General features: G+C 67.7%; 19 protein-coding genes. 6 read left to right on the top strand and 13 right to left on the bottom strand.

What is annotated here, in order from left to right; all coding sequences use genetic code 11:
* Position 1 precedes the first annotated feature (1 nt).
* From ACVWYO_RS09495 to ACVWYO_RS09470, 6 genes are all read right to left on the bottom strand, one after another.
* On the bottom strand, positions 2–340 hold the full coding sequence (locus ACVWYO_RS09495) for a P-II family nitrogen regulator (protein WP_140850681.1): 339 nt from the start codon (positions 338–340) through the stop codon (positions 2–4).
* Between the two features lie 149 nt (positions 341–489).
* Positions 490–615: a putative signal transducing protein gene (locus ACVWYO_RS09490; protein ID WP_457350214.1), complete on the bottom strand. Its 126-nt coding sequence runs from the start codon at positions 613–615 to the stop codon at positions 490–492.
* A gap of 73 nt (positions 616–688) precedes the next feature.
* Positions 689–1,267: a pyridoxamine 5'-phosphate oxidase family protein gene (locus ACVWYO_RS09485; protein ID WP_457350212.1), complete on the bottom strand. Its 579-nt coding sequence runs from the start codon at positions 1,265–1,267 to the stop codon at positions 689–691.
* Between the two features lie 18 nt (positions 1,268–1,285).
* A complete protein-coding gene (locus ACVWYO_RS09480; RefSeq protein ID WP_457350210.1) occupies positions 1,286–2,218 on the bottom strand; it encodes a DUF5996 family protein in 933 nt (310 codons plus the stop codon).
* A gap of 251 nt (positions 2,219–2,469) precedes the next feature.
* The gene (tldD, locus tag ACVWYO_RS09475; protein WP_457350208.1) at positions 2,470–3,900 is read right to left on the bottom strand and encodes a metalloprotease TldD; all 1,431 of its coding nucleotides are present in this window, start codon (positions 3,898–3,900) and stop codon (positions 2,470–2,472) included.
* An 18-nt stretch (positions 3,901–3,918) separates the two neighbouring features.
* The gene (locus ACVWYO_RS09470; protein WP_457350206.1) at positions 3,919–4,152 is read right to left on the bottom strand and encodes a zinc-finger domain-containing protein; all 234 of its coding nucleotides are present in this window, start codon (positions 4,150–4,152) and stop codon (positions 3,919–3,921) included.
* 137 nt (positions 4,153–4,289) lie between these two features.
* Between ACVWYO_RS09470 and ACVWYO_RS09465 the strand changes: the two genes are divergently transcribed.
* The 5 genes from ACVWYO_RS09465 to ACVWYO_RS09445 all read left to right on the top strand — a co-directional run bounded on the left by ACVWYO_RS09465 (position 4,290) and on the right by ACVWYO_RS09445 (position 12,539).
* The gene (locus ACVWYO_RS09465; protein ID WP_457350204.1) at positions 4,290–5,216 is read left to right on the top strand and encodes an ABC transporter ATP-binding protein; all 927 of its coding nucleotides are present in this window, start codon (positions 4,290–4,292) and stop codon (positions 5,214–5,216) included.
* A gap of 93 nt (positions 5,217–5,309) precedes the next feature.
* Positions 5,310–6,911, top strand: coding sequence for an L-aspartate oxidase (gene nadB, locus ACVWYO_RS09460; RefSeq protein ID WP_457350202.1), 1,602 nt, complete (start codon positions 5,310–5,312; stop codon positions 6,909–6,911).
* A gap of 147 nt (positions 6,912–7,058) precedes the next feature.
* Positions 7,059–8,156, top strand: coding sequence for a serine hydrolase (locus tag ACVWYO_RS09455; RefSeq protein WP_457350200.1), 1,098 nt, complete (start codon positions 7,059–7,061; stop codon positions 8,154–8,156).
* Positions 8,157–8,226: 70 nt separating this feature from the next.
* Positions 8,227–10,983, top strand: coding sequence for a DNA polymerase I (gene polA, locus ACVWYO_RS09450; RefSeq protein WP_457350198.1), 2,757 nt, complete (start codon positions 8,227–8,229; stop codon positions 10,981–10,983).
* A gap of 95 nt (positions 10,984–11,078) precedes the next feature.
* A complete protein-coding gene (locus ACVWYO_RS09445) occupies positions 11,079–12,539 on the top strand; it encodes a lipopolysaccharide biosynthesis protein (protein ID WP_457354928.1) in 1,461 nt (486 codons plus the stop codon).
* Here ACVWYO_RS09445 and purH read toward each other — a convergent pair.
* From purH to ACVWYO_RS09425, 4 genes are all read right to left on the bottom strand, one after another.
* Positions 12,511–14,076 (bottom strand): bifunctional phosphoribosylaminoimidazolecarboxamide formyltransferase/IMP cyclohydrolase, encoded by a 1,566-nt coding sequence (gene purH / locus ACVWYO_RS09440; RefSeq protein WP_457350196.1) that lies wholly within the window; start codon positions 14,074–14,076, stop codon positions 12,511–12,513. The two genes, ACVWYO_RS09445 and purH, sit on opposite strands and share 29 nt — an antisense overlap.
* A gap of 69 nt (positions 14,077–14,145) precedes the next feature.
* Positions 14,146–15,915 carry a heparinase II/III family protein gene (locus ACVWYO_RS09435; RefSeq protein ID WP_457350194.1) on the bottom strand — a complete coding sequence of 590 codons (1,770 nt, stop codon included), beginning with the start codon at positions 15,913–15,915 and terminating at the stop codon, positions 14,146–14,148.
* Complete coding sequence (gene rpe / locus ACVWYO_RS09430) at positions 15,908–16,570, bottom strand: ribulose-phosphate 3-epimerase (protein ID WP_457350192.1); 663 nt, start codon at positions 16,568–16,570, stop codon at positions 15,908–15,910. The genes ACVWYO_RS09435 and rpe overlap by 8 nt, the downstream gene beginning before the upstream one ends.
* A gap of 45 nt (positions 16,571–16,615) precedes the next feature.
* Positions 16,616–17,890, bottom strand: a complete 1,275-nt coding sequence (locus ACVWYO_RS09425) for an RsmB/NOP family class I SAM-dependent RNA methyltransferase (protein WP_457350190.1) — start codon at positions 17,888–17,890, stop codon at positions 16,616–16,618.
* 95 nt (positions 17,891–17,985) lie between these two features.
* Here ACVWYO_RS09425 and ACVWYO_RS09420 point away from each other — a divergent pair, with 95 nt between their 5' ends.
* Positions 17,986–18,165, top strand: a complete 180-nt coding sequence (locus ACVWYO_RS09420) for a DUF1674 domain-containing protein (RefSeq protein ID WP_457350188.1) — start codon at positions 17,986–17,988, stop codon at positions 18,163–18,165.
* Positions 18,166–18,222: 57 nt separating this feature from the next.
* On the opposite strand, the gene ACVWYO_RS09415 is transcribed toward ACVWYO_RS09420, so the two are convergent.
* Genes ACVWYO_RS09415 through tsaD form a run of 3 tightly spaced genes read right to left on the bottom strand, consistent with a single transcriptional unit; the run spans position 18,223 to position 20,755 of the window.
* Positions 18,223–18,759: a DUF1697 domain-containing protein gene (locus ACVWYO_RS09415; protein WP_457350186.1), complete on the bottom strand. Its 537-nt coding sequence runs from the start codon at positions 18,757–18,759 to the stop codon at positions 18,223–18,225.
* On the bottom strand, positions 18,756–19,727 hold the full coding sequence (locus ACVWYO_RS09410) for an NAD(P)H-dependent glycerol-3-phosphate dehydrogenase (RefSeq protein ID WP_457350184.1): 972 nt from the start codon (positions 19,725–19,727) through the stop codon (positions 18,756–18,758). The genes ACVWYO_RS09415 and ACVWYO_RS09410 overlap by 4 nt, the downstream gene beginning before the upstream one ends.
* On the bottom strand, positions 19,724–20,755 hold the full coding sequence (gene tsaD, locus ACVWYO_RS09405; protein ID WP_457350182.1) for a tRNA (adenosine(37)-N6)-threonylcarbamoyltransferase complex transferase subunit TsaD: 1,032 nt from the start codon (positions 20,753–20,755) through the stop codon (positions 19,724–19,726). Before tsaD ends, ACVWYO_RS09410 begins: the two co-directional genes overlap by 4 nt.
* Between the last annotated feature and the right edge of the window lie 11 nt (positions 20,756–20,766).

The following is a 20,766-nucleotide window of genomic DNA, read 5'->3' as shown; positions in this document are numbered from 1 at the left end:
CTCACAGGGCCGTCTCGTCGGTTTCACCGGTGCGGATGCGGACGGCCTGTCCGACATCGAGCACGAAAATCTTGCCGTCGCCGATCGCGCCGGTGTTAGCCGAGGCCTGGATCGCTTCGACGACCTTGCCGGCAAGGTCGGAGCCGCAGACCACCTCGATCTTGATCTTGGGCACCATGTTGGTGCTGTATTCAGCGCCGCGATAGATTTCGGTCTGGCCCTTCTGGCGGCCGAATCCCTTGACTTCGGTAACGGTCATTCCCGCGACGCCGATCTCGGTGAGCGCCTCGCGCACCTCGTCGAGCTTAAAGGGTTTGATGATGGCAATGACGAGCTTCACGCGCGAACCCCCCTATGTGTTATTGGTCCTGGGGAGTAACCTGCAAAGGGCGTGCCAGACGTCAAACGCCCGCCGACGGGGGCGGTACCGCATCCGCGAAGCTTACCGATTCGTAAATTTTTGTGCAGTTGCGAACCGCTGCCCAAGAATCAGGCAGATTCGGCAAGGATCCTGCGTGCAGCAGCGACATCGTCTTCATCGACCATCACGCGGACCGGGATGAAGAACTGACTGCCATCGGCGATGCTGGCATTGCCGTCGAGCGCGAGCGCCATGATCCCCTCGGACTCGAGCCGTCCGACGACGATATAGGCTCGTTGCGCGCAAATCGCCCGACTTCGGCGAGACTCATCGCCTGTTGGTCATTTCCGGCGGATCGAACGCCGGCAGGATCGTCTGGACGCGCACCGGCAAGCCATCGATGCTGTGCGTGCGCTGGGCAATCACAGCGAGGCGCGCGTCGGGATCCTGCTGTGCGTGGAACTTGATGAGCGTATCGCGAGGACGATCCAGCGTCATCCGCGGGACGCCCCATCCGCAACTCGTCTGGACGCTGTCGACCGTGATATCGAACACCTGCCGCGCACCCGCGAGCCGCGGGAACTGCGCCGCCACCGCGTCGAAGCCGGGCTCACCCGCGACGACGAAGCTCCCCGTCCCGTAGAGCCGCAGGATCAGCGCGGGATTGTCGAAAGCGCAGAACATGATCGTGATGCGGCCGTCGGCGACAAGATGCGCCTGCGTCTCGTTGCCCGACCCGCCGAGGTCGAGATAGGCGACGCGATTGGGGCCGAGCACGCGGAAGCTGTCCATCCCCTTGGGGCTGAGGTTGACCCGCGCGCCCGCAGCGGCGGTCGCGACGAAGAAGACGGGCTGCTTCGCGATAAAGGCGCGGTGCGCATCGCCAATGGCCGAGAACATTTCCATGCTGCGCGCGTAGCACTTTCAGACGATGCGGGGAATCCGGCGTCGACCGAGCGGACATTCGAGCGCGTCGCGGTCCCAGGCGGCGAGATCGGCAGCGGCCTCATAGGTCGATTGGCAGAAAGCGAGCAGCGCGGCGCTCGGGTCGGGGGCCGCGCGGATTATGGCATAGTCGAGCAGGAATTCGCCGAGCTCGGCGTTCCAGCGCGCTTCGGCGGGTTCGACGCTGGCCTGCGCATAAGCGGCGGGCGAGGGATAGGCGTACGCGTAGAAGGCGGCGTGCGGGTAGGCGTCGCTGCCCGGCCAGAAGCCGACGCTGGCTTCTTCATGGCTATAGGCTTCGCACGTCACCGCATCGGGCAGGCCGGGAAAGCCGCCGGGATGGCGCGGTGCCGCACGGCCCGAAAAGCGCGTCGCGGCGAGATCGAAGCTTCCCCAGAAGAAGTGGGCGGGCGAGGCCTTGCCAAGGAAGCCGGTGCGGAACTCGCCGAAGACGCGCGCGACCTGAATGAGCGCGCGCCAGAAGGCGCGGACGGCGTCGGCATTATAGGGGCGTTCGGCGGTATCCTCGGCGAAGGGCGGGACGTCGGCCATTTCGCTGGGGGTGCCGTCGAACTGCGCGGGGACATCGAGCTCGGTGAGGCAGGTGATCACGTTCTGGTGGAAATGCGCGATGCTGCCCGGGCCGAGTCCGATCCCGCGGCTGCGCCCGTCGCTGGTCATGAAGACGAGGCGGTCGTGGAGCAGGTCGAACTCGATCTCGAGGATTCGGTCGCCGAGCGGAATCGCCGAAGTCGTCAGCCCGCGCGCCGAGACGTAGAGCGGGACGTGCCAACTATGGTTGAGCCACGGCGTCAACGCGAGCCGGACCTTGCCGATGATCTGCGTGCGGAGCTGCAGCGCGATCGCGGTCTCGCGCCAGGCGGTCCAGTCGAGTTCGGGCCAGGCCGTCACGCATCGAAGTCCAGCGCGTGCGCGGCACCACCGGATCGCGGCAAAGGACCGCGTGGTGAAATCGCCGGCGCGGGGAGCGGCGCGTCAGGGTCGCCGCGTCGTTTGAACAATCGCAGGATTAGCGCCGCGTCCCGAAGCAGCGGCGACCGCCCTGCAGGGCCGGAGCGATCATGTTGCGGCCGGCGGTCATGCCGCGGTCGTCGACGATCGGGAATTGCCATAGCTCACACCTCCGTCCGCGCTGCACGCTCTTACATCGCCGTCCCGCCCACCGTCAGACCTGCCACCAGCAAGGTCGGCTGCCCGACACCGGCGGGAACGCTCTGCCCGCCCTTGCCGCACATGCCGACGCCCTCGTCGAGCGCGAAGTCGTTGCCGATGCCCTCGACGCGGGTGAGGCAGGAGGGGCCGTCGCCGATCAGTGTTGCGCCCTTGATCGGCGCGCCGATCCGGCCGTTCTCGATCTTGTACGCCTCGGTGCACGAGAAAACGAACTTGCCCGAGACGATGTCGACCTGTCCGCCGCCGAACGATTTGGCGAAGATGCCGTTCTTGACCCGCGACAACAGCTCGGCGGGATCATCCTTGCCGCCGCGCATGAAGGTGTTGGTCATCCGCGGCATCGGCGCGTGCGCGAACGATTCGCGGCGGCCGTTGCCGGTCGGCGCGACGCCCATCAGCCGCGCGTTGAGCCGGTCCTGGATATAGCCCTTGAGGATGCCGTCCTCGATCAGCACGTTTTCCTGCGTCGGCGTGCCCTCGTCGTCGATCGACAGCGAGCCGCGCTTGTCGGCGATCGAGCCGTCGTCGACCACGGTGACGCCGGGCGCCGCGACGCGTTCGCCGATCCGGCCCGAGAAGGCGCTGGTGCCCTTGCGGTTGAAATCGCCTTCGAGGCCATGCCCGATGGCTTCATGGAGCAGAATGCCCGGCCAGCCCGGCCCAAGCAGCACGGTCATCTCGCCCGCGGGTGCGGCGACCGAGTCGAGGTTGACGACGGCCTGCGCCAGCGCCTCGTCGATCGCGCGGTTCCAGGTCGCGGGGGCCATCAGCTCGTCATAGAGATAGCGGCCGCCGAGCCCGAACGTCCCCGTCTCGCGCCGCCCGTTCTGCTCGACCACGATCGAGACGTTGAGGCGGACGAGCGGGCGCACGTCGGTGGCGATGAAGCCGTCGGCGCGAACGATCTCGACGACGTTCCAGCTGCCCGACAGCGAGACCGAGACCTGCGCGACGCGCGGATCTCGCGCACGCGCGGCGGCGTCGATCGTCTGGCAGAGGTTCACCTTGTCGGCGAAGGGGACCAGATCGAGCGGGTCCGACGCCGTATAGAGGTGGCGGTTGGTCGCGCGCGGCGGACCGGCCTTGGGCGCGCTCGACGGGTCGATCAGCGCCATCGTCTCGCTCGCGCGCTTGACCGCGGCGGCGCTGAGCTCGCTGGCGTGCGCGAAGGCGGTCATCTCGCCCGACACGGCGCGCAGGCCGAAGCCCGAATGCGTGTCGTAGCTCGCGGTCTTCAGCCGACCGTCGTCGAAGCCGAACGCCTCGGACTTGCGATATTGCAGATACAGCTCGCCATCGTCGGCCTTGCCGAGCGCGGCGGCGGTGAGCGCCTGGGCTTCGGCCGGGTCGAGCTGGCCATCATGATACAGGAACGCGCGGGGGTCTGTCGGACTGGTCATCCGACGAATATAGGCAGGTTACCGCCCTGCGCCATCCCCGTGATCGTGCAAAGTCGACGGATCGACCCCGTCGGCGGGTCCGCCGATCATCACGAAGCGGCGATCGCAATAGCCGCAATCGACATAGCCGCTCTCGTCGATCTCGAGGAAAACGCGCGGATGGCCGAGGCTTGCACCGCCGGGAATGTCGGTCGCGCCGTCACAGATGTTGCGGGCATGCGTTACGCGCAGGATTTCGGGCGGTGCGATCATGGGCGTGCGTGTAGCAAGGTCGGTGCTGCGCTTCAACGCCCCTTGTCCGTCGGCTTGGGGTGGGACGCTCCTTCTAGCTCCCCTCCCGCAAGCGGGAGGGGGATGACCGGCCCGCGTTCGCGCGCTATGCGCAAGGCATGACCGAGGCCGCCATCTCCATCGCGAACCTATGCAAGACCTACAAAGGCGGCAAGCGCGCGCTCGACGACGTGTCGTTCGATGTACCGCGCGGCCAGATTTTCGGGCTGCTCGGTCCGAACGGCGCGGGCAAGTCGACGCTGATCAACATCCTTGCGGGGCTGGTCAACAAGACCAGCGGCAATGCCACGATCTGGGGCTTCGACACCGAGAAGCATCCGCGCAATGCCAAGGCGTCGATCGGAATCGTCAACCAGGAAATCCTGTTCGACCCGTTCTTCACCCCGATCGAGACGCTCGAGATCCAGGCCGGCCTCTACGGCGTCCCCAAGGCGAACCGGCGCTCGATGGAATTGCTCCGGGCGGTGCATCTCGAGGACAAGGCCAATGCCTATGCCCGCACGCTGTCGGGGGGCATGAAACGCCGGCTGATGGTCGCCAAGGCGATGGTGCACACGCCGCCCGTGCTCGTGCTCGACGAGCCGACCGCGGGCGTCGACATCGAACTGCGCCAGCAGCTCTGGGCCTATGTCCGCCAGCTCAACGCGCAGGGCGTGACGGTCGTGCTGACGACGCATTATCTTGAGGAAGCTGAGCAGCTCTGCGACCGGATCGCGATCATCAACCATGGCAAGCTCATCGCCAACAAGCCGACGCGCGAGCTCGTCGGGATGGCGACCGAGAAATTGGTCGAGGTGACGGTCGATCGCGACGTCGCGGTGCCGCCGAGCGCGGTCTGCTTCCAGAAGATCGAACTGAAGGGCACGCGGACGCTCGCGATCACCTACGCCAAAGACCGGGTGAATGCGGGCGAGGTGCTCGCCGCGGTGCAGGCCGACGGCTACGGGATTGTGGACGTATCGACTCGCGAGGCCGATCTCGAAGACGTGTTCCTCAATCTGACGCGGGCGAACACCGCCGCATAACGTCGCCCCGGGGGAGGCCGGGGCCGCTTGCGGTTGCACAAGACGCTGGCGCCGGGCACCACCATAGCGGCCCCGGCCTCCGCGGGGCGACGGATGAGAAAGACGCGCGTGCCCGAAACGAAAACCTCCGACGTCCTCATCATCGGCTCGGGTGCCGCCGGCCTCACGGCCGCGCTCAACCTTGCCGATCGCTTCAAGGTCACCGTGCTTGCCAAGGGCGCGATGAACGAGGGCTCGACCGCCTGGGCGCAGGGCGGCATCGCCGCGGTGCTCGAGGAAGGCGATACGTTCGAGAGCCATATCGAGGACACGATGATCGCCGGCGCGGGGCTCAACGACCGCGCGACGGTCGAGTTCGTCGTGACGCAGGCGCCCGCCGCGATCGCGCGGCTCGAAGAGCTCGGCGTGCCGTTCGCGACCGAGGGCAATGCGCTGCATCTGACGCGCGAGGGCGGGCATAGTCACCGCCGCATCGTCCATGTCGCCGACGCAACGGGCTGGGCGGTCCAGGAAGCGTTGCAGCGCGCCGCGACCGACCATCCCAACATCACGCTCGTCCCCGACATGGTCGCGATCGACCTCGCCACCGGCAAGCATGAGGAGCGCTATTCGGGCGCGGGCCACGTCTGGGGCGTCTACGCCGTCAACCGCGCAACCGGCCGCGTCGAGGTCTACACCGCACGCGCCACGATCCTCGCCACGGGCGGGGCGGGACGCACCTATCTCTTCTCGACCGCGCCGCGCGGCGCGACCGGTGACGGCATCGCGATGGCGTGGCGCGCGGGCTGCCGCGTCTCGAACATGGAGATGATGCAGTTCCACCCGACCTGCCTCTACAATCTCGAGGTCAAGAACTTCCTGATCACCGAAGCCGTGCGCGGCGAGGGCGGGCATCTGCTGATTCCCGAGACGGGCTATCGCTTCATGCCCGATTTCGACCCTCGCCTCGAACTCGCGCCGCGCGATGTCGTCGCGCGCGCGATCGATCACGAGATCAAGCGGTTGGGGCTCGACTACGTCCATCTCGACATCAGCCACAAGGGCGAGGCGTTCATCCGCGAGCACTTTCCCAACATCCATGAAAAGCTGCTTGGCCTCGGCATCGACATGACCAAGGAGCCGATCCCGGTCGTGCCCGCGCAGCATTATACCTGCGGCGGCGTGGTAGTGGATCTTGACGGGCGCACCGATCTGCCGGGTCTTTACGCCGCGGGTGAGTGCAGCGAGAGCGGGCTGCATGGTGCCAACCGCCTTGCTTCCAATTCACTGCTCGAATGCTTCGTGTTCGGCGAGGCGTGCGCCAACCATATCGCCGAGCATTGGGACGAGCTTCCCGCCCCGCCGCCGATCCGTCCGTGGGACGAAAGCCGCGTCGAGGATTCGGACGAAGAGGTCGTCATCAAGCAGAACTGGACCGAGATCCGGCGCTTCATGTGGAACTATGTCGGGATCGTGCGCACTACCAAGCGGCTCGAACGCGCGCAGCACCGTATTCGAATGCTCACCGACGAAGTGAACGATTATTACGGGCATTTCCGAGTCACGCCCGACCTGATCGAACTGCGCAATCTGCTCCAGACTGCAGAATTGATCGTGCGTTCCGCGCTTCATCGGCAAGAATCACGCGGGCTCCATTACACGCTCGATTATCCGGACTTGCTGCCCGAGGCCATTGACACCATTTTGGTTCCGTAGATCAACGGAATAGACCTTCCCGCCGCGATATCGTCTTGTCCCGCCATTAAAGCGTTTCGTCGCAAGCGGCGGCGCAAGGGATATCCCCACCACAATCTGGCCTTACCGCCATGATCAAGCGTGGGGTGAGTATCGGGACTAAACACGGTGTTGCGTATCCTTCCCTATCGATTGCCCAAGCCTGCTGCAGCCTTGCTCCTGACCGCCGCTTTGTGTGCGTGCGGACAGGATGCCAATGTGCATCTCGCACGGGTCGTGCCGTCGTCACCGGCGCCGTTCGCGCATGTCCAGGCGATTCCCGCGCCGCGCGCGGCTGCGGCGCCTTCGGCGCTGGCGACCAGCGTCGCAACTCTTGCGCGCCAGTTCGACGGCCGGGTCGGGATCGCGGTGCGCAGCGTCGATCGCGGCTGGAGCGTCGATGCCGGCGGCGAGCAGCGCTTGCCGCAGCAGAGCGTCAGCAAGCTGTGGGTCGCGATGACCGTGCTCGATTACCGCGATCGCGGACGGCTCCGGTTGGCCGACCCGGTGACGCTGTACCGCGACGACATCACCTTGTTCCACCAGCCGATCACGGCGCTGATCAAGGGCGAGCAGGGCTATCCGACGACGGTCGGCGCATTGCTCCAGCGCGCGCTGACAATGAGCGACAACACCGCCAACGACCGTTTGCTGCGCTATGTCGGCGGACCGAATTCGGTGCGCGACTTCATCCAGCGCAAGGGATTGGGCGATATCCGCTTCGGGCCGGGGGAGCGTCGTCTGCAAAGCCAGACTGCGGGGCTGGTGTGGCAGCCGTCCTATGCCTTCGGCAACGGCTTCGCGCTCGCGCGCGATCGGCTGTCGCGCGCCGACCGGATCGCTGCCTTCGAGCGCTATGTCGCCGATCCGCCCGACGGCGCCGCGCCTGTCGCGATCGCTGGCGCGCTTGCGCGGCTCAAGCGCGGTGACCTGTTGTCGCCCGAATCGACCAATTATCTCATCAGCACGATGGAGTCGTCGCACACCGGCAAGCAGCGGATGCGCGGCGCGGTGCCGCCGGGCTGGAGCTTCGGGCACAAGACCGGCACGGGCCAGGATCTTGCCGGGCGCACCGCGGGCTATAACGATGTCGGGCTGCTGATGGCGCCCGATGGCAGCGGCTATGCGATCGCGATCATGATCGGCGATACGCCGCGCCCGATCCCGGCGCGTCAGGCGTTGATGCAGGCGGTGGTGGCGAGCGTCGTTGCGAACCATCGCGGCTAACAGCGGATAAGCGCCGAATGGCGTGACGCGGGGGCTTTGTGCTTCCCGAAGCTTGGGCTATCCCCGCCAAATGCCGCATCTCTATCTTGTCGATGGCTCCGGATACATTTTCCGCGCCTATCACCGCCTCCCCCCGCTCACCAACAAGCATGGCGAGCCGGTCGGCGCGGTCTATGGCTATACGACGATGCTGTGGAAGCTCGCCGACGAGGTCCATGCCGCCGATGGCCCGACGCATATGGCGGTGATCCTCGACAAATCGTCGAAGACCTTCCGCAACGAGCTGTACGACCAGTACAAGGCGCAGCGCCCGCCGCCGCCCGAGGATCTCGTCCCGCAATTCCCGATGATCCGCGATGCGACGCGCGCGTTTTCGCTACCGTGCATCGAGACCGAGGGGCTCGAGGCCGACGACATCATCGCCTGCTATTCGCGCGCTGCTTTGGCGCAGGGGTGGGACGTCACGATCGTCTCGTCCGACAAGGATCTGATGCAGCTGATCGAGCCCGGGCTCGACATGTACGATACGATGAACAACCGACGCCTCGGCGCCGAGCATGTCGCGGAGAAATTCCACGGCATCACCCCGGCGCAGCTCGGCGACGTGCTCGCCTTGATGGGCGACAGCGTCGATAACGTGCCGGGCGTTCCCGGCGTTGGCCCCAAGACCGCCGCCAAGCTGATCCTCGAACATGGTACGCTCGAAGCAGTGCTCGCCGCTGCCGAGGGGATGAAGACAGGCAAGCTGCGCGACAATCTGATCGAACATGCCGCGATGGCGCGGCTGTCGAAGGAACTCGTCACCCTGAAATGCGACGTCGCGCTGCCCGAGCCGCTCGAGGATCTCGAGCTCAAGGGCATTCCCGACGCCCCTTTGCGCGCGTTCTTGGAACATCACGGCTTCCGCTCGCTGCTCGCCAAACTGTCGGCGGTCGCCGACGCGTCGGTGCCCGCGCCGAAATCGGTGCCGACCGAGCAGGACCCGCCATGCGACCATGACGGGTATGAGACGGTGGTCGACGAAGCCGCGCTCGACAGCTGGATCGCCGCGGCGCGGCATCAGGGCTTCATCGCAATCGATACCGAAACAACCGGAATCGATGCGACGCGCGCCGAGCTCGTCGGGGTGAGCATGGCATTGCAGCCCAACAAGGCGTGCTACATTCCGCTCGCGCATGGCGGTTCGGGGTTGTTCGCCGAAACCCCGGCGCAGCTCGACCGCGACGTCGCGCTCGCCAAGCTCAAGCCGTTGTTCGAGGACCCGGCGGTGCTCAAGATCGGGCACAACCTCAAATACGACATGATCGTGCTCGGCCGGCTGGGGCTCAGCGTCGCGCCGCATGACGACACGATCCTGATGAGCTTCGATCTCGATGCGGGCCTTCACGGCCACAGCATGGACGAACTCGCCGCGACGCATCTCTCGCACAGCTGCATCGCGTTCAAGGACGTCGTCGGCGTCGGCAAGTCGCAGCGCAGCTTCAACGAGGTCGATCTCGATGCCGCGACACGCTACGCCGCCGAGGACGCCGATGTGACGCTGCGGCTGTGGCGGCGTTTCAAGCCGCGGCTCGTCGCCGAGAGCGCGACGCGCGTCTACGAAATGGTCGATCGCCCGCTCGCGCCCGTCATCGCGCAGATGGAGATGCAGGGCATCAAGGTCGATCGCGAAAAGCTGGCCGCGCTGTCGACCGACTTCGCGTATCGCATTGGTGCGCTCGAGGTCGAGATTCATGCGCTCGCCGGCGGCGCCTTCACGATCGGCAGCCCCAAGCAGTTGGGCGACGTGCTGTTCGAGCGGATGGGGGTCAAGGGCGGCCGCAAGGGCAAGTCGGGGGTATATTCGACCGACGTTACCGAGCTCGAGCGGATCGCCGCCGACAAGGACTCGCCGGGCAAGGATATCGCGACGAAGGTGCTCGACTGGCGCCAGCTGTCGAAGCTCAAATCGACCTATACCGATGCGCTCCAGGCGCAGATCAACCCAGCGACCGGACGCGTCCACACCTCCTATTCGCTGACCGGCGCGCAGACCGGGCGGTTGTCCTCGACCGACCCGAACCTGCAGAACATCCCGATCCGCACCGAGATCGGCCGGCAGATTCGCGACGCGTTCGTCGCCGAGCCGGGCAATGTCCTGCTCGCCGCCGATTACTCGCAGATCGAGCTGCGGCTCGCCGCGCACATGGCCGACGTGCCCGCGCTGAAAGCTGCGTTCGCCAATGGAGACGACATTCACAGCCTCACCGCGATGGAGCTGTTCGGCGAGGTCAATCGCGATACGCGCGGGCGGGCGAAGACGATCAATTTCGCGATTCTCTACGGCATTAGCCGCTGGGGCCTGGCGGGTCGGCTCGACGTGACCGCGGACGAAGCGCAAGCGATGATCGATCGCTATTTCGAGCGCTTCCCGGGCATCCGCAACTACATCGCCGCGACCACCGAGTTCGTCCGCGAGACGGGCTACACTCTGACGCTGTTCGGGCGGAAGACGCACTTCCCGCGGATCAAGTCGAAGCTCCAGCACGAACGCCAGGGCGCCGAACGCGCCGCGATCAACGCGCCGATCCAGGGCACTTCGGCCGACATCATCAAGCGCGCGATGGTGCGGATGGGGCCGGCGCTCGAAGCCGCCGGGCTCGGGCATGTACGGATGCTGCTGCAGGTGCATGACGAACTCGTCTTCGAACTCCCCGAGGGCGATGTCGAAGCGGCCCGCCCCGTGATCGAGCACGTCATGGCGAGCGCTGCCGAACCCGCGATCGTGCTGAGCGTGCCGCTCGGCATCGAGATCGGCACGGGCCTGAGCTGGGGCGCCGCGCATTGACGACGATAGGATTCGAGTCACCTGTAAGCGGGCGTACCACCGAAGAGATCGACGCGCTCGCCAAGGGCGGGCGTACCAACATCATCGGCTTCGTGATGCGGCTCGTCGCGCGTCTGCCGTTCCTGTTCATCGCCGGCCGATTGTATGGTCCCGACACGCTCGGCACCTTCGCGCGCGCAGTGTTGTTCGTCGAAGTGGCTGCGTTGCTCGCGACCTTCGGCTTGAAGCGCGGACTTGCCCTGGCGATTTCGGAGAGTGCGCGGCCGCACGTCCAGATCGTGTGGGATTGCCTCGTCGTCGCGGCGATCGCCTCCGGCTGCGCGAGCGGGATCCTGCTGCTCATGCCCGACGTGATGTTCCATGGCGGCAATCCATCCGCGCTCGAGCGGTTGCTGCCGTGCATCATCGTCGCGAGCGCGTGGTCGGACATCATGCTCGCAGCCCTTGCCTATCGCCGCAACGTCCAGGCGACGGTGACGGCGCGCGCGGTGATCGAGCCGTGGACGATCTCGATCGCGGCCGGGCTGCTCTACCCGGTCGCGCCGCATGACGGACTGGTGCTCGCCTACATGCTGTCGATGGCCGCCGCGCTCGTCGCGTCGATCGTGCCGTTCATGCGCAGCTATGGCCGTCCGACCGGCTGGCGACTCCATCCGGGGCGGACCTTCGCGCTGATTCGGCGCAACGCGCCGCTTGCTGGCGCCGATGCGCTCGAATGGGGGACGCGCAATGTCGATCGCTCGATCCTGTTCCTGATGTTCGAGCCGCGGATCGTCGGCATCTACTGGATGGCGCAGCAGGTCGCCTCGATCCCCGGCAAATTGAAGACGAGCTTCGACCCGATCCTCGGCCCCGTGATCACCTCGAGCCTAGCGCGCGGCGACACGGCTGGCGTCGCGAGCCAGGTGCGCCAGGTGGGCTTCTGGATTCTCGCCGCGCAGACGGGCTTGGCCTTGATGGGCTCGATCCCGGGCGAAGCGGTGATGGGGACCGTCGGCCCGCAATTCGTTGCCGGGACCGCGGCGCTCGCCTTCCTGCTGCTCGCGGAAGCCGCGGCGTCGACCGGGGCGGTGTGCGAATCGGCGCTCGTCTATATCGCGCGCGTCCAGAACGTCGCGATTTCGATCGGGATGCTGCTGTTCCAGGTCGCACTCAGCTTCGCGCTGATCTTTGCGATGCAGGCGGTCGGATGGCCGGTCGCGTATCAGGCGGCGGGGCCGGCGGTGGCGTTGTTCGTGTCGGTCGGGATCACGTCGATCATCAAGTCGACCTATCTGTCGCGGTTGCTCGGCGCGGGCGTTGCCGGATGGCGCTGGCCGATGCTGTGGGCGGTGCTCGCCGCAGGGACGGTCGGCGTCGGCTTCACGCTGTTGCCGCACCGCTTCGAATGGGCCGAGCTCGCGATCGGCGAGCCGGCGATCGCCGGGGTCTATCTGTTCGTGCTGTACCGCTGGGCGGCGGGGCCAGAGGATCGCGCCTTGTTCCGGCGCAAGGCGGGCGAGACGCCCGCCTTGCCCGTTCCCGGCCTCAATGCCGGAAGTGGCGCACCCCGGTAAACACCATCGCCAGGCCGGCGGCATCGGCAGCGGCGATCACCTCGTCGTCGCGGATCGAGCCGCCCGGCTGGATTACCGCGGTGGCACCCGCCTCGACGGCGGCGAGCAGGCCGTCGGCGAAGGGGAAGAACGCGTCCGAGGCGACCGCCGAGCCGATCGTGCGCGGGGTCGGCCAGCCGGCCTTGTCGGCGGCGTCCTTCGCCTTCCATGCGGCGATGCGCGCGGATTCGAGCCGGTTCATCTGCCCCGCGCCGATCCCCGCCGTGCTGCCGTCCTTGGCATAGACGATCGCGTTCGACTTGACGTGCTTGGCGATCGTCCAGGCGAAGCGGCAGTCGATCAGTTCCTGCTCGGTCGGCGCACGCTTGGTGACGACCTTCAATTCGGGATTGCTGGCATTGTCGCGCGTCTGGACGAGCCAGCCGCCGGTGATCGCCTTGGCGAGCAGACCGCTGCGCGCAGGATCGGGGAGTTCGCCGGTCAGCAGCAGGCGGAGGTTCTTCTTCGCGGCGAAGATCGCCTGCGCTTCCTCGTCGGCATCAGGCGCGACGACGACTTCGGTGAAGATCCCCGCGATCGCGCGGGCGGTCGCGCCGTCGAGCGGGCGGTTGAGCGCGATGATCCCGCCGAACGCCGAGACGGTGTCGCACGCAAACGCCGCTTCATACGCCTCGGCGAGCGACGCGCCGGTCGCGACGCCGCATGGATTGGCGTGCTTGACAATGACGCAGGTCGGCGCGGCGTCGCGGAATTCGCTGACGAGATCGAGCGCTGCGTCGGCGTCGTTGAGGTTGTTGTAGCTCAGCGCCTTGCCCTGCACCTGCCGCGCTTGCCCGATGCCGCGCGCGGCGGGGCCGCCCGCGGTGTAGAAGGCCGCCGACTGATGCGGGTTCTCGCCGTAGCGGAGGTCTGGGCCGCGCTTGAGCGTGATCGGGAGTGTTGCGGGGAACGCCTCGCCCTGATCGACCGTGCCGAACCACGTCGCGATCGCCCCGTCATAGGCCGCGGTGGTGGCATAGGCCTTGGCGGCGAGCTTGCGACGGTCGGCGAGCGTCGTGCTGCCGCCCGACACCAAGGCGTAATCGGCCGGATCGGTGACGATCGCGACAAAGGCGTGGTTCTTCGCCGCCGAGCGCACCATCGACGGGCCGCCGATATCGATATTCTCGATCACCTCGTCGCGCTCGGCGCCCTTGGCGACGGTCGCCTCGAACGGGTAGAGATTGACGACGACGAGATCGATCGCGCCGATCCCGTGTTCCTCCATCGAAGCGACATGCGCCGCATCATCGCGCACCGCGAGCAGGCCGCCATGGACGTTGGGATGGAGCGTTTTCACGCGACCGTCCATCATCTCGGGGAAACCGGTCAGTTCGCTGATGTCGCGGACGTCGAGCCCGGCATCGCGCAGTGCCTTGGCGGTGCCGCCGGTCGAGACCAGTTCGACGCCGTGGCTGGCGAGACCGCGTGCGAGATCGACGATGCCGGTCTTGTCGGAAACCGAGAGAAGCGCGCGGCGGATGGGGATAGCGGTCATGGGGCAGGCTCCGGGGAACGTTCGCGCGTCCCCTGCCCGCTCGCCCCCCAAGATTCAACCTGGGATGGCTTAACCGGCGCGCTTGAACGCCCAGCCGACGTTCGCCCCGCCCGAGGGCGATTCGCCGGTCACGACGAGCTGCATCGTCGCGCGCGGGCGTCCCTCGGCGTCGATCCACACGCTTTCCTCGACCGCGAGCGTCCCGCCGCGGCAGCGGAACTGCCAGAGCCCGCCGCCGGACAGCCGCAGCAACGCCGCAAGGCCATCGGCGGTCGGTGAGACCTGGATGCCGAGCCCGAGATGGAAGCGGATCGCAAAGCCCGTCGCGGTCAGCTTGCGGCGCTTGGTCGCGGGCAGCAGCATGTCCTCGCCGCGCAGCTCGGCGCCGTCGCGGGTCAGCGTCATCTGGCGGCGATGGAGGAAGCCGAAGCGGCGCGCATAGCCGTCATGACTCGCCTCGATCCGGCTGCCGGCATCGCTTTCCTGCCGCGCGAGCTCGACTTCGCCGACGCCGCGGCCGAGCGTGCCGTCGGCATGGATCGCGGTCGAATTGCTGTCGCCGACGATCAGCGTCGAATGCGCCGCGGTGGTGCGCAGACCCTCGCTCAGTGCGGGCGGAAGCTGGATGATCCCCGTCCGTGCGCCGCCGCAATTGACGACGATGCGGTTCGCTCCGTCCGACAGCTCGAACGCCAGTGTCGAGGCGCAACCGCCCTCGACCAGCCGCGCGATCGGCGGCGGAGCGGCATCGACGATCGCGACGACGTTGCCCGCGGCGAGCCGCTGATAGCCCCAGTCGCGCGCCTGGCGCAGCGGGCGCGTACGCACGCCCGAAGCGGCGATGATCTGGTCGAGCGCGTCGGCTCCGATCGGCCCGCCGCCCTGCCAGCTGCTGACATCGCGGTCGCCGTGACAGATGCCGAGCAACGCCGGCATCAGCGAAGCGAGTGCGGTGGCGATACAGGCGGGCGCCTCGATCTGGCGCGCGTCATACACTTCGCGAAGCGCAGTGAGCAGCATCACCATGTCGACCTGCGCCGATGGCGAGCGCGCGACATTGCCGCCATCCTCGAAGATCGACACCGCCAGCCCCTTGGCGAGCGCCGCCTCGACCGCAGCGCGGCGCGCATCGCCGCCGGCGATCAGCAGGCCCGCCGCGACGACGCCGCACAACGCCGCGATCCGCGGTGCGCCGGGCGCGACCTTCTCGGCACCGCGGTCGATATGGCGCGCGCCGCGCGCGAGCGTGTTGAGCACGCTGCTGCGATAGACCAGATCGGCCGAGGACAGGATCAGCGGCGCGTGCGCTGTCCAGAACAGGATCCGGCGGCCCCACAGGTCGGCGCGCCAGGCGGGCTCGCTCACCTTCTCGGCATGCGCGGCGAGCCACTTGCGCATCAGCGCTTCAGCGATCGGCGTCGCCTGGGCGCGCGTCGCGACGGTCGAGAGGTCGCGCAGCCAGGCGAAGCTGTGGAGATAGTCGCTGAAACCGCGCGAGAAATCGGGCTTGGCGAGATCGAGCGCGTCGATCTCGCGACTTTCGCCGCGGAAGGTCAGCGTGCCCTCGAGCAACGCCTTGCCGCGCTTGACGTCGCCGAGGAACGGGTCGTCGGGGACGGCGGTGAGTTTGAGCGGATGGCGGCCCTTGAGCCGCATGCCGTGGATCGGCGTGCTCCAGGTCAGGCGATGGAAGCGCTCCGAGAGGCGTTCGGCGAGCGACAATCCCTTGTCTCCTCCCAGCCGGACAAGCCGTTTCCCCTCGTCGATGCTGTCGCGCAACGCGTCTTCGCCCAAGGAGGCGGACGGATCGAGCTGCGGCAGATCGCGGCTCCTAACCACGCAGGCCTGCGATATTGGCGGCATAGGCGTCAGGTCCCCCGCGGAAGGTCGCCGTTCCCGCGACCAGCGCATCGGCCCCCGCAGCGATCGCGCGGGGGGCGGTCACGTGGTCGATCCCGCCATCGACCTCGAGATCGACGGTGTAGCCGCCCTTGTCGATCATCTTGCGGATCGCCTCGATCTTGCGCAGCGAGCTTTCGATGAAGGCCTGGCCGCCGAAACCGGGATTGACGCTCATCACCAGCACCAGATCGACTTCCTCGAGCAGATAGTCGAGCGCCTTGGCGGGCGTCTGCGGCGTGAGCACGACGCCCGCGCGCTTGCCAAGCTGGCGGATGTGCTGGAGGCTGCGATGCGTGTGCGGCCCGGCCTCGACATGGATGCTGATCGTGTCGGCACCGGCCTCGGCAAACGCCTCAAGATAAGCGTCGACCGGCGCGATCATCAGATGGACGTCGAGCGGCTTGGTCGTGTGCGGGCGGATCGCCTTCACCACGCCCGGCCCGATCGAGATGTTGGGGACGAAATGCCCGTCCATCACATCGACATGGATCCAGTCGGCGCCCGCGAGATCGATCGCGCGGACCTCCTCGCCAAGCTTGGCAAAGTCGGCGGAAAGGATCGACGGGGCGATACGGACGGGTAGCTGGCTCATGGTCGTTCAGCCTCTAGCACGGTCGCGCGAACGGGCAAGCAACGCTTAACCCTGTCGGCGCAGACGGGCGATGAAGAAGCCGTCATTGCCGCCGGGATCGATCATGCCGGGCAAGGTCCGCACCCAGCCTCCGGGATTGGGGACGATGCCCGCCGGCAATTCGTCCTGCGTCACGGGGACGAGGCTGTAGTCGGGGCGGGCGGCAAGGAACTTGGTCAGCTGCGCTTCGCCCTCGGCGGGTTCAAGCGAGCAGGTCGCGAAGACGAGCGTGCCGCCCGGCCTGACCCAATCGGCGGCGCGCGCGAGCAGTTTCGCCTGCAGCGCGGCCAGCTCGGTGATCTGCGAGGGGCGGACGCGGTGGAGTACGTCGGGGTGGCGCCGGAAGATGCCCGTCGCGCTGCACGGCGCATCGAGCAGCACCGCATCGACCGGCGCAGGCGGCGACCAGAGGAGCAGGTCGGCGGTGATCACCGTCGCGGCGAGATGGGTGCGCTCGAGATTCTCGTGAAGTCGCGCAAGACGACTTTCCGACGAATCGATCGCGGTGACGCTCCAGCCCGCACTCGCGAGCTGCATCGTCTTGCCGCCGGGCGCGGCGCACAAATCGAGCACGCTGCCCGGCCCCTTGCCGAGCAGCCGCGCGGGGAGCGATGCGGCGATATCCTGCACCCACCAGCTGCCCTCCTCGAAGCCCGGCAACTCCGGAACATGCGCCGAAGGCAGGCGGACATGGCCAGGCAGCAGCGAGACGCCACCGAGCGTCTCGGCCATCGCTTCGGTCGTCGCCGGGTCGGCGAGCGTCAGGTCGAGCGGCGGCGGCGCGGCCATCGCGCGCTCGGCGGCCTCGATGCCGTCGTCGCCCCAGGCGGCGTGCCAGCGGATCGCGACCGGATCGGGCAAGGTCGGCTGTTCGGGCAAGTGATCGCCACCGCGCATCAGCGTGCCGAACACGCCGTGGACGAGCTTGCGCGGACCGCCATCGACCAGCGGCAGCACGGTCGAGATCGCGGCATGCGGCGGCGTGCCGAGCGACAGCGCCTGCACCAAAGCGATGCGCAGCGCGAAACGCGCCTTGGCGTCATCGGGCAATCGCGTCTTGGTCGCCGAATCGATCAGCGCATCGAGATCGGGCAGGCGGCGCAGCACTTCGGCGGCGATCGCATGCGCGAGTGCACGATCGTCGCTGCGCTCGATCCCGGCGGTCGCGCGGCCGATCGCCGCCTCGAGCGGGAGTCCCTGGCGCAGCACCGCGTCGAGCAACCGGAGCGCGGCACGGCGTGCGGGGACGCCGGGCGGATCGACCGGTTCGGGTCTGGGCATGTAGCGACGTGGCGGCGGAAGGGTCAAAAGCTTGAACTCTGTCTAAAGGCCGCCGATGTAGCGGGGGCGCACCTGTCGTGCATCAAGGACACTCCATGGCCGTTCGCCCGCCGCATGTGAAGCCACCCGCCTATCTCAGCAAGAGTCCGCCGGTGCCCGAACCGGATCCGATGCCGGTCGCGCCCAAGGGCCAGAGCGCGAAAGGCGATCCCGACGGGCTCGACCCGACGCGCTACGGCGATTGGGAATCGAAGGGCATCGCGATCGATTTCTGAGCCGGGTGATCGGTGCATTCCGAGCGGCACCCGTACCAGATGCCGGAGGGATGACGGTTAGCGTTCGAGCAAAGACGCGAGCTTCACCACGGTATTCCAGTTGCGCGCGGTGGCGAGCTTGGGAAATTTGAGCTTGGCCATCGCTTGCGGGAGTTTCGACTCGCCGATCCCGTCGACATAATCGACATAGAGCTCTCGGCCCCGCACCACGAGTGCCTCACGGCCAGCGTAGACTGCGGGCAGCCCGTCGAGTCGTTCGGCGGACACCGAGTCGCGATGAAACAGCACGACGACATGGCTCGACCGCGCGAGCGTCGCTTCTGGAAAAGGATTGGCGGCGAGGATCGCCTGGAGGTCGGCGGCGCTGCGCACGACCACGTCGGTCTTAAGGCCATAGCCGTCCAGCGCTGCCTCGAGTCTCGCCTCGACCCTGGCGCCGTCGGTCTCGTCGCATGCGAACACGACATTGCCCGAGGCGAGCAGCGTCGCGACCTCGCAATAGCCGAGCGCTTCGACCAGCGCCTTCAAATCGGCCATCGGCAGCTTGCGCCCGTTGACGTTGACCCCTTTGAGCAACGCCGCCCAGCGCATCATTCGCGCGTCAGCGGGCGGGCGAGCAGCGCGCCGATCACCGCCTCGACTTCAGCACCGTCAAGCAAGGCGCACACCGCCTCGACCACCGGCATGGCGACGCCTGCTTCGGCCGCGGCCGCGCGCAGCACCGGCGCGGTGAAGGCGCCCTCGGCGACGGTCAGCCGATCGGACAGCAGGTCGGCGGCGCGCTTGCCCTGCCCCAGCCCCACGCCGAGCGAGAAATTGCGCGACGCGGTCGACGAACAGGTGAGCACGAGATCGCCAAGCCCCGATAGCCCGCTCAGCGTCTCGACCTGCGCGCCGCGGGCGACGCCAAAGCGCGTCATCTCGGCGAACCCGCGCGCGATCAGCGCGGCGCGGGCATTCTGCCCGAGCCCCGCGCCCTCGACCACACCGCACGCGATCGCCAGCACGTTCTTGACTGCGCCGCCGATCTCCGCGCCGATGACGTCATCCGAGGCATAGGGGCGGAAGCTCGGCCCGGCGAGGCGATCGGCGAGCGCCGCGCCGATCGCCGGATCGGCGCAGGCGAGCGTCACCGCAGTCGGCAGACCGGCGGCAACTTCGTGCGCGAAGGTCGGGCCCGACAGCACCGCGATCGGCGCCGCGGGGTGGATCGCTTGCGCAACTTCGCCGACGAGCAGCCGCGTGCCGGCTTCTATCCCCTTGGCGCAGAGCACGAGCGGCGTCGTTCCGACGGGCGTATCGCTCAGCACCGCGCGGACATGCTGTGCCGGTACGACCACCAGCAATGCGTCACAGTCGCCGAGCTCGGCGAGCGCCGATGTCGCGCGGATCGACGGCGATAGCGCGACCCCGGCGAGGAAGCGCGTATTCTCATGCGCTTCGTTGATCGCGCCGACGACTTCGGCTTCGCGCGCCCACAGCGTAACTGGTGCGCCGCCGCGCGCCGCGACTTGCGCCAGCGCGGTGCCCCAGGCGCCGCCGCCGATGACCCCGATCTTCATGCTTTCACCCCTGCCCCACGGACCGCCTCGGCACCCGGATCGAGCGGCCAGCGTGGCCGCGGCGCGATGTCGAGCGGATCGGTCAGGCCGGCGGCGAAGCGCTCCGCGCCTGCCCAGCCGATCATCGCGGCATTGTCGGTGCACAGCCACAGCGGCGGTGCGACGAAGCGCAAGCCGTGGTCTGCGGCAAGTCCGCTCAGCGCGGTCCGTACCGCCGTATTCGCCGCGACCCCGCCCGCGACGACCAACGCGGTCGCGTCACCCGCGCGATCGAGCGCGCGGATCGTGCGGTCGAGCAGGCAATCGACCACAGCTGCCTGGAACGAGGCGGCGATGTCGTCGACCTCCCAGGTCTTGGCGTCATGCGCGCGCACCACGGCGCTCTTGAGCCCAGCAAACGAGAAATGCGGTTCGGCCGAGCCCTTCATCGGCCGCGGCAATGGCACGATCGCGCGCCCGCGCGCGGCGGCGGCTTCGACCGCGGGGCCGCCGGGGAAGCCGAGCCCGAGCACCTTGGCGGTCTTGTCGAACGCCTCGCCCGCGGCGTCGTCGATCGTCGTCGCGAGCCGACGGTAGCGCGCGACGCCTTCGACCAGCAGCAACTGGCAATGCCCGCCCGAGACGAGCAGCAGCAGATAGGGAAAGTCGAGATCGGGATCCGACAGGCGCGGCGAGAGCGCATGGCCCTCGAGATGGTTGACCGCGATCAGCGGCTTGCCCGCGGCGTGCGCGAGCGCCTTGCCCGTGACGAGCCCGACCATCACGCCGCCGATCAGCCCCGGCCCGGCGGTCGCCGCGATGGCATCGACATCCGCGAGCGAGACGCCGGCATCTGCCAGCGCCGCTTCGACCAGCGGCGCGAGCACTTCGACATGCGCACGCGCCGCGATTTCAGGAACGACGCCGCCATAGGGACGATGCGCCGCTTCCTGCCCGGCGAGCCGGTGCGCGAGGACGCGGCGGTCGGAGGTGACGAGCGAGGCCGCGGTTTCGTCGCAGCTCGATTCAAGGCCGAGGATCAATGCCATGTCATCGCCTG

Source organism: Sphingomonas sp. UYP23, from assembly GCF_054059235.1.
This window is presented reverse-complemented; position numbering and strand designations above follow the sequence as displayed.

Coding starts and splice junctions, on each gene's coding strand:
- ACVWYO_RS09425 (WP_457350190.1), bottom strand. CDS start 17,890: ATGCCCAGACCCGAACCGGTCGATCCGCCCGGCGTCCCCGCACGCCGT.
- polA (WP_457350198.1), top strand. CDS start 8,227: ATGCCGCATCTCTATCTTGTCGATGGCTCCGGATACATTTTCCGCGCC.
- ACVWYO_RS09415 (WP_457350186.1), bottom strand. CDS start 18,759: ATGATGCGCTGGGCGGCGTTGCTCAAAGGGGTCAACGTCAACGGGCGC.
- ACVWYO_RS09470 (WP_457350206.1), bottom strand. CDS start 4,152: ATGATCGCACCGCCCGAAATCCTGCGCGTAACGCATGCCCGCAACATC.
- ACVWYO_RS09420 (WP_457350188.1), top strand. CDS start 17,986: ATGGCCGTTCGCCCGCCGCATGTGAAGCCACCCGCCTATCTCAGCAAG.
- rpe (WP_457350192.1), bottom strand. CDS start 16,570: ATGAGCCAGCTACCCGTCCGTATCGCCCCGTCGATCCTTTCCGCCGAC.
- tldD (WP_457350208.1), bottom strand. CDS start 3,900: ATGACCAGTCCGACAGACCCCCGCGCGTTCCTGTATCATGATGGCCAG.
- nadB (WP_457350202.1), top strand. CDS start 5,310: ATGAGAAAGACGCGCGTGCCCGAAACGAAAACCTCCGACGTCCTCATC.
- ACVWYO_RS09410 (WP_457350184.1), bottom strand. CDS start 19,727: ATGAAGATCGGGGTCATCGGCGGCGGCGCCTGGGGCACCGCGCTGGCG.
- purH (WP_457350196.1), bottom strand. CDS start 14,076: ATGACCGCTATCCCCATCCGCCGCGCGCTTCTCTCGGTTTCCGACAAG.
- tsaD (WP_457350182.1), bottom strand. CDS start 20,755: ATGGCATTGATCCTCGGCCTTGAATCGAGCTGCGACGAAACCGCGGCC.
- ACVWYO_RS09465 (WP_457350204.1), top strand. CDS start 4,290: ATGACCGAGGCCGCCATCTCCATCGCGAACCTATGCAAGACCTACAAA.
- ACVWYO_RS09445 (WP_457354928.1), top strand. CDS start 11,079: ATGCGGCTCGTCGCGCGTCTGCCGTTCCTGTTCATCGCCGGCCGATTG.
- ACVWYO_RS09490 (WP_457350214.1), bottom strand. CDS start 615: ATGGCGCTCGCGCTCGACGGCAATGCCAGCATCGCCGATGGCAGTCAG.
- ACVWYO_RS09485 (WP_457350212.1), bottom strand. CDS start 1,267: ATGGAAATGTTCTCGGCCATTGGCGATGCGCACCGCGCCTTTATCGCG.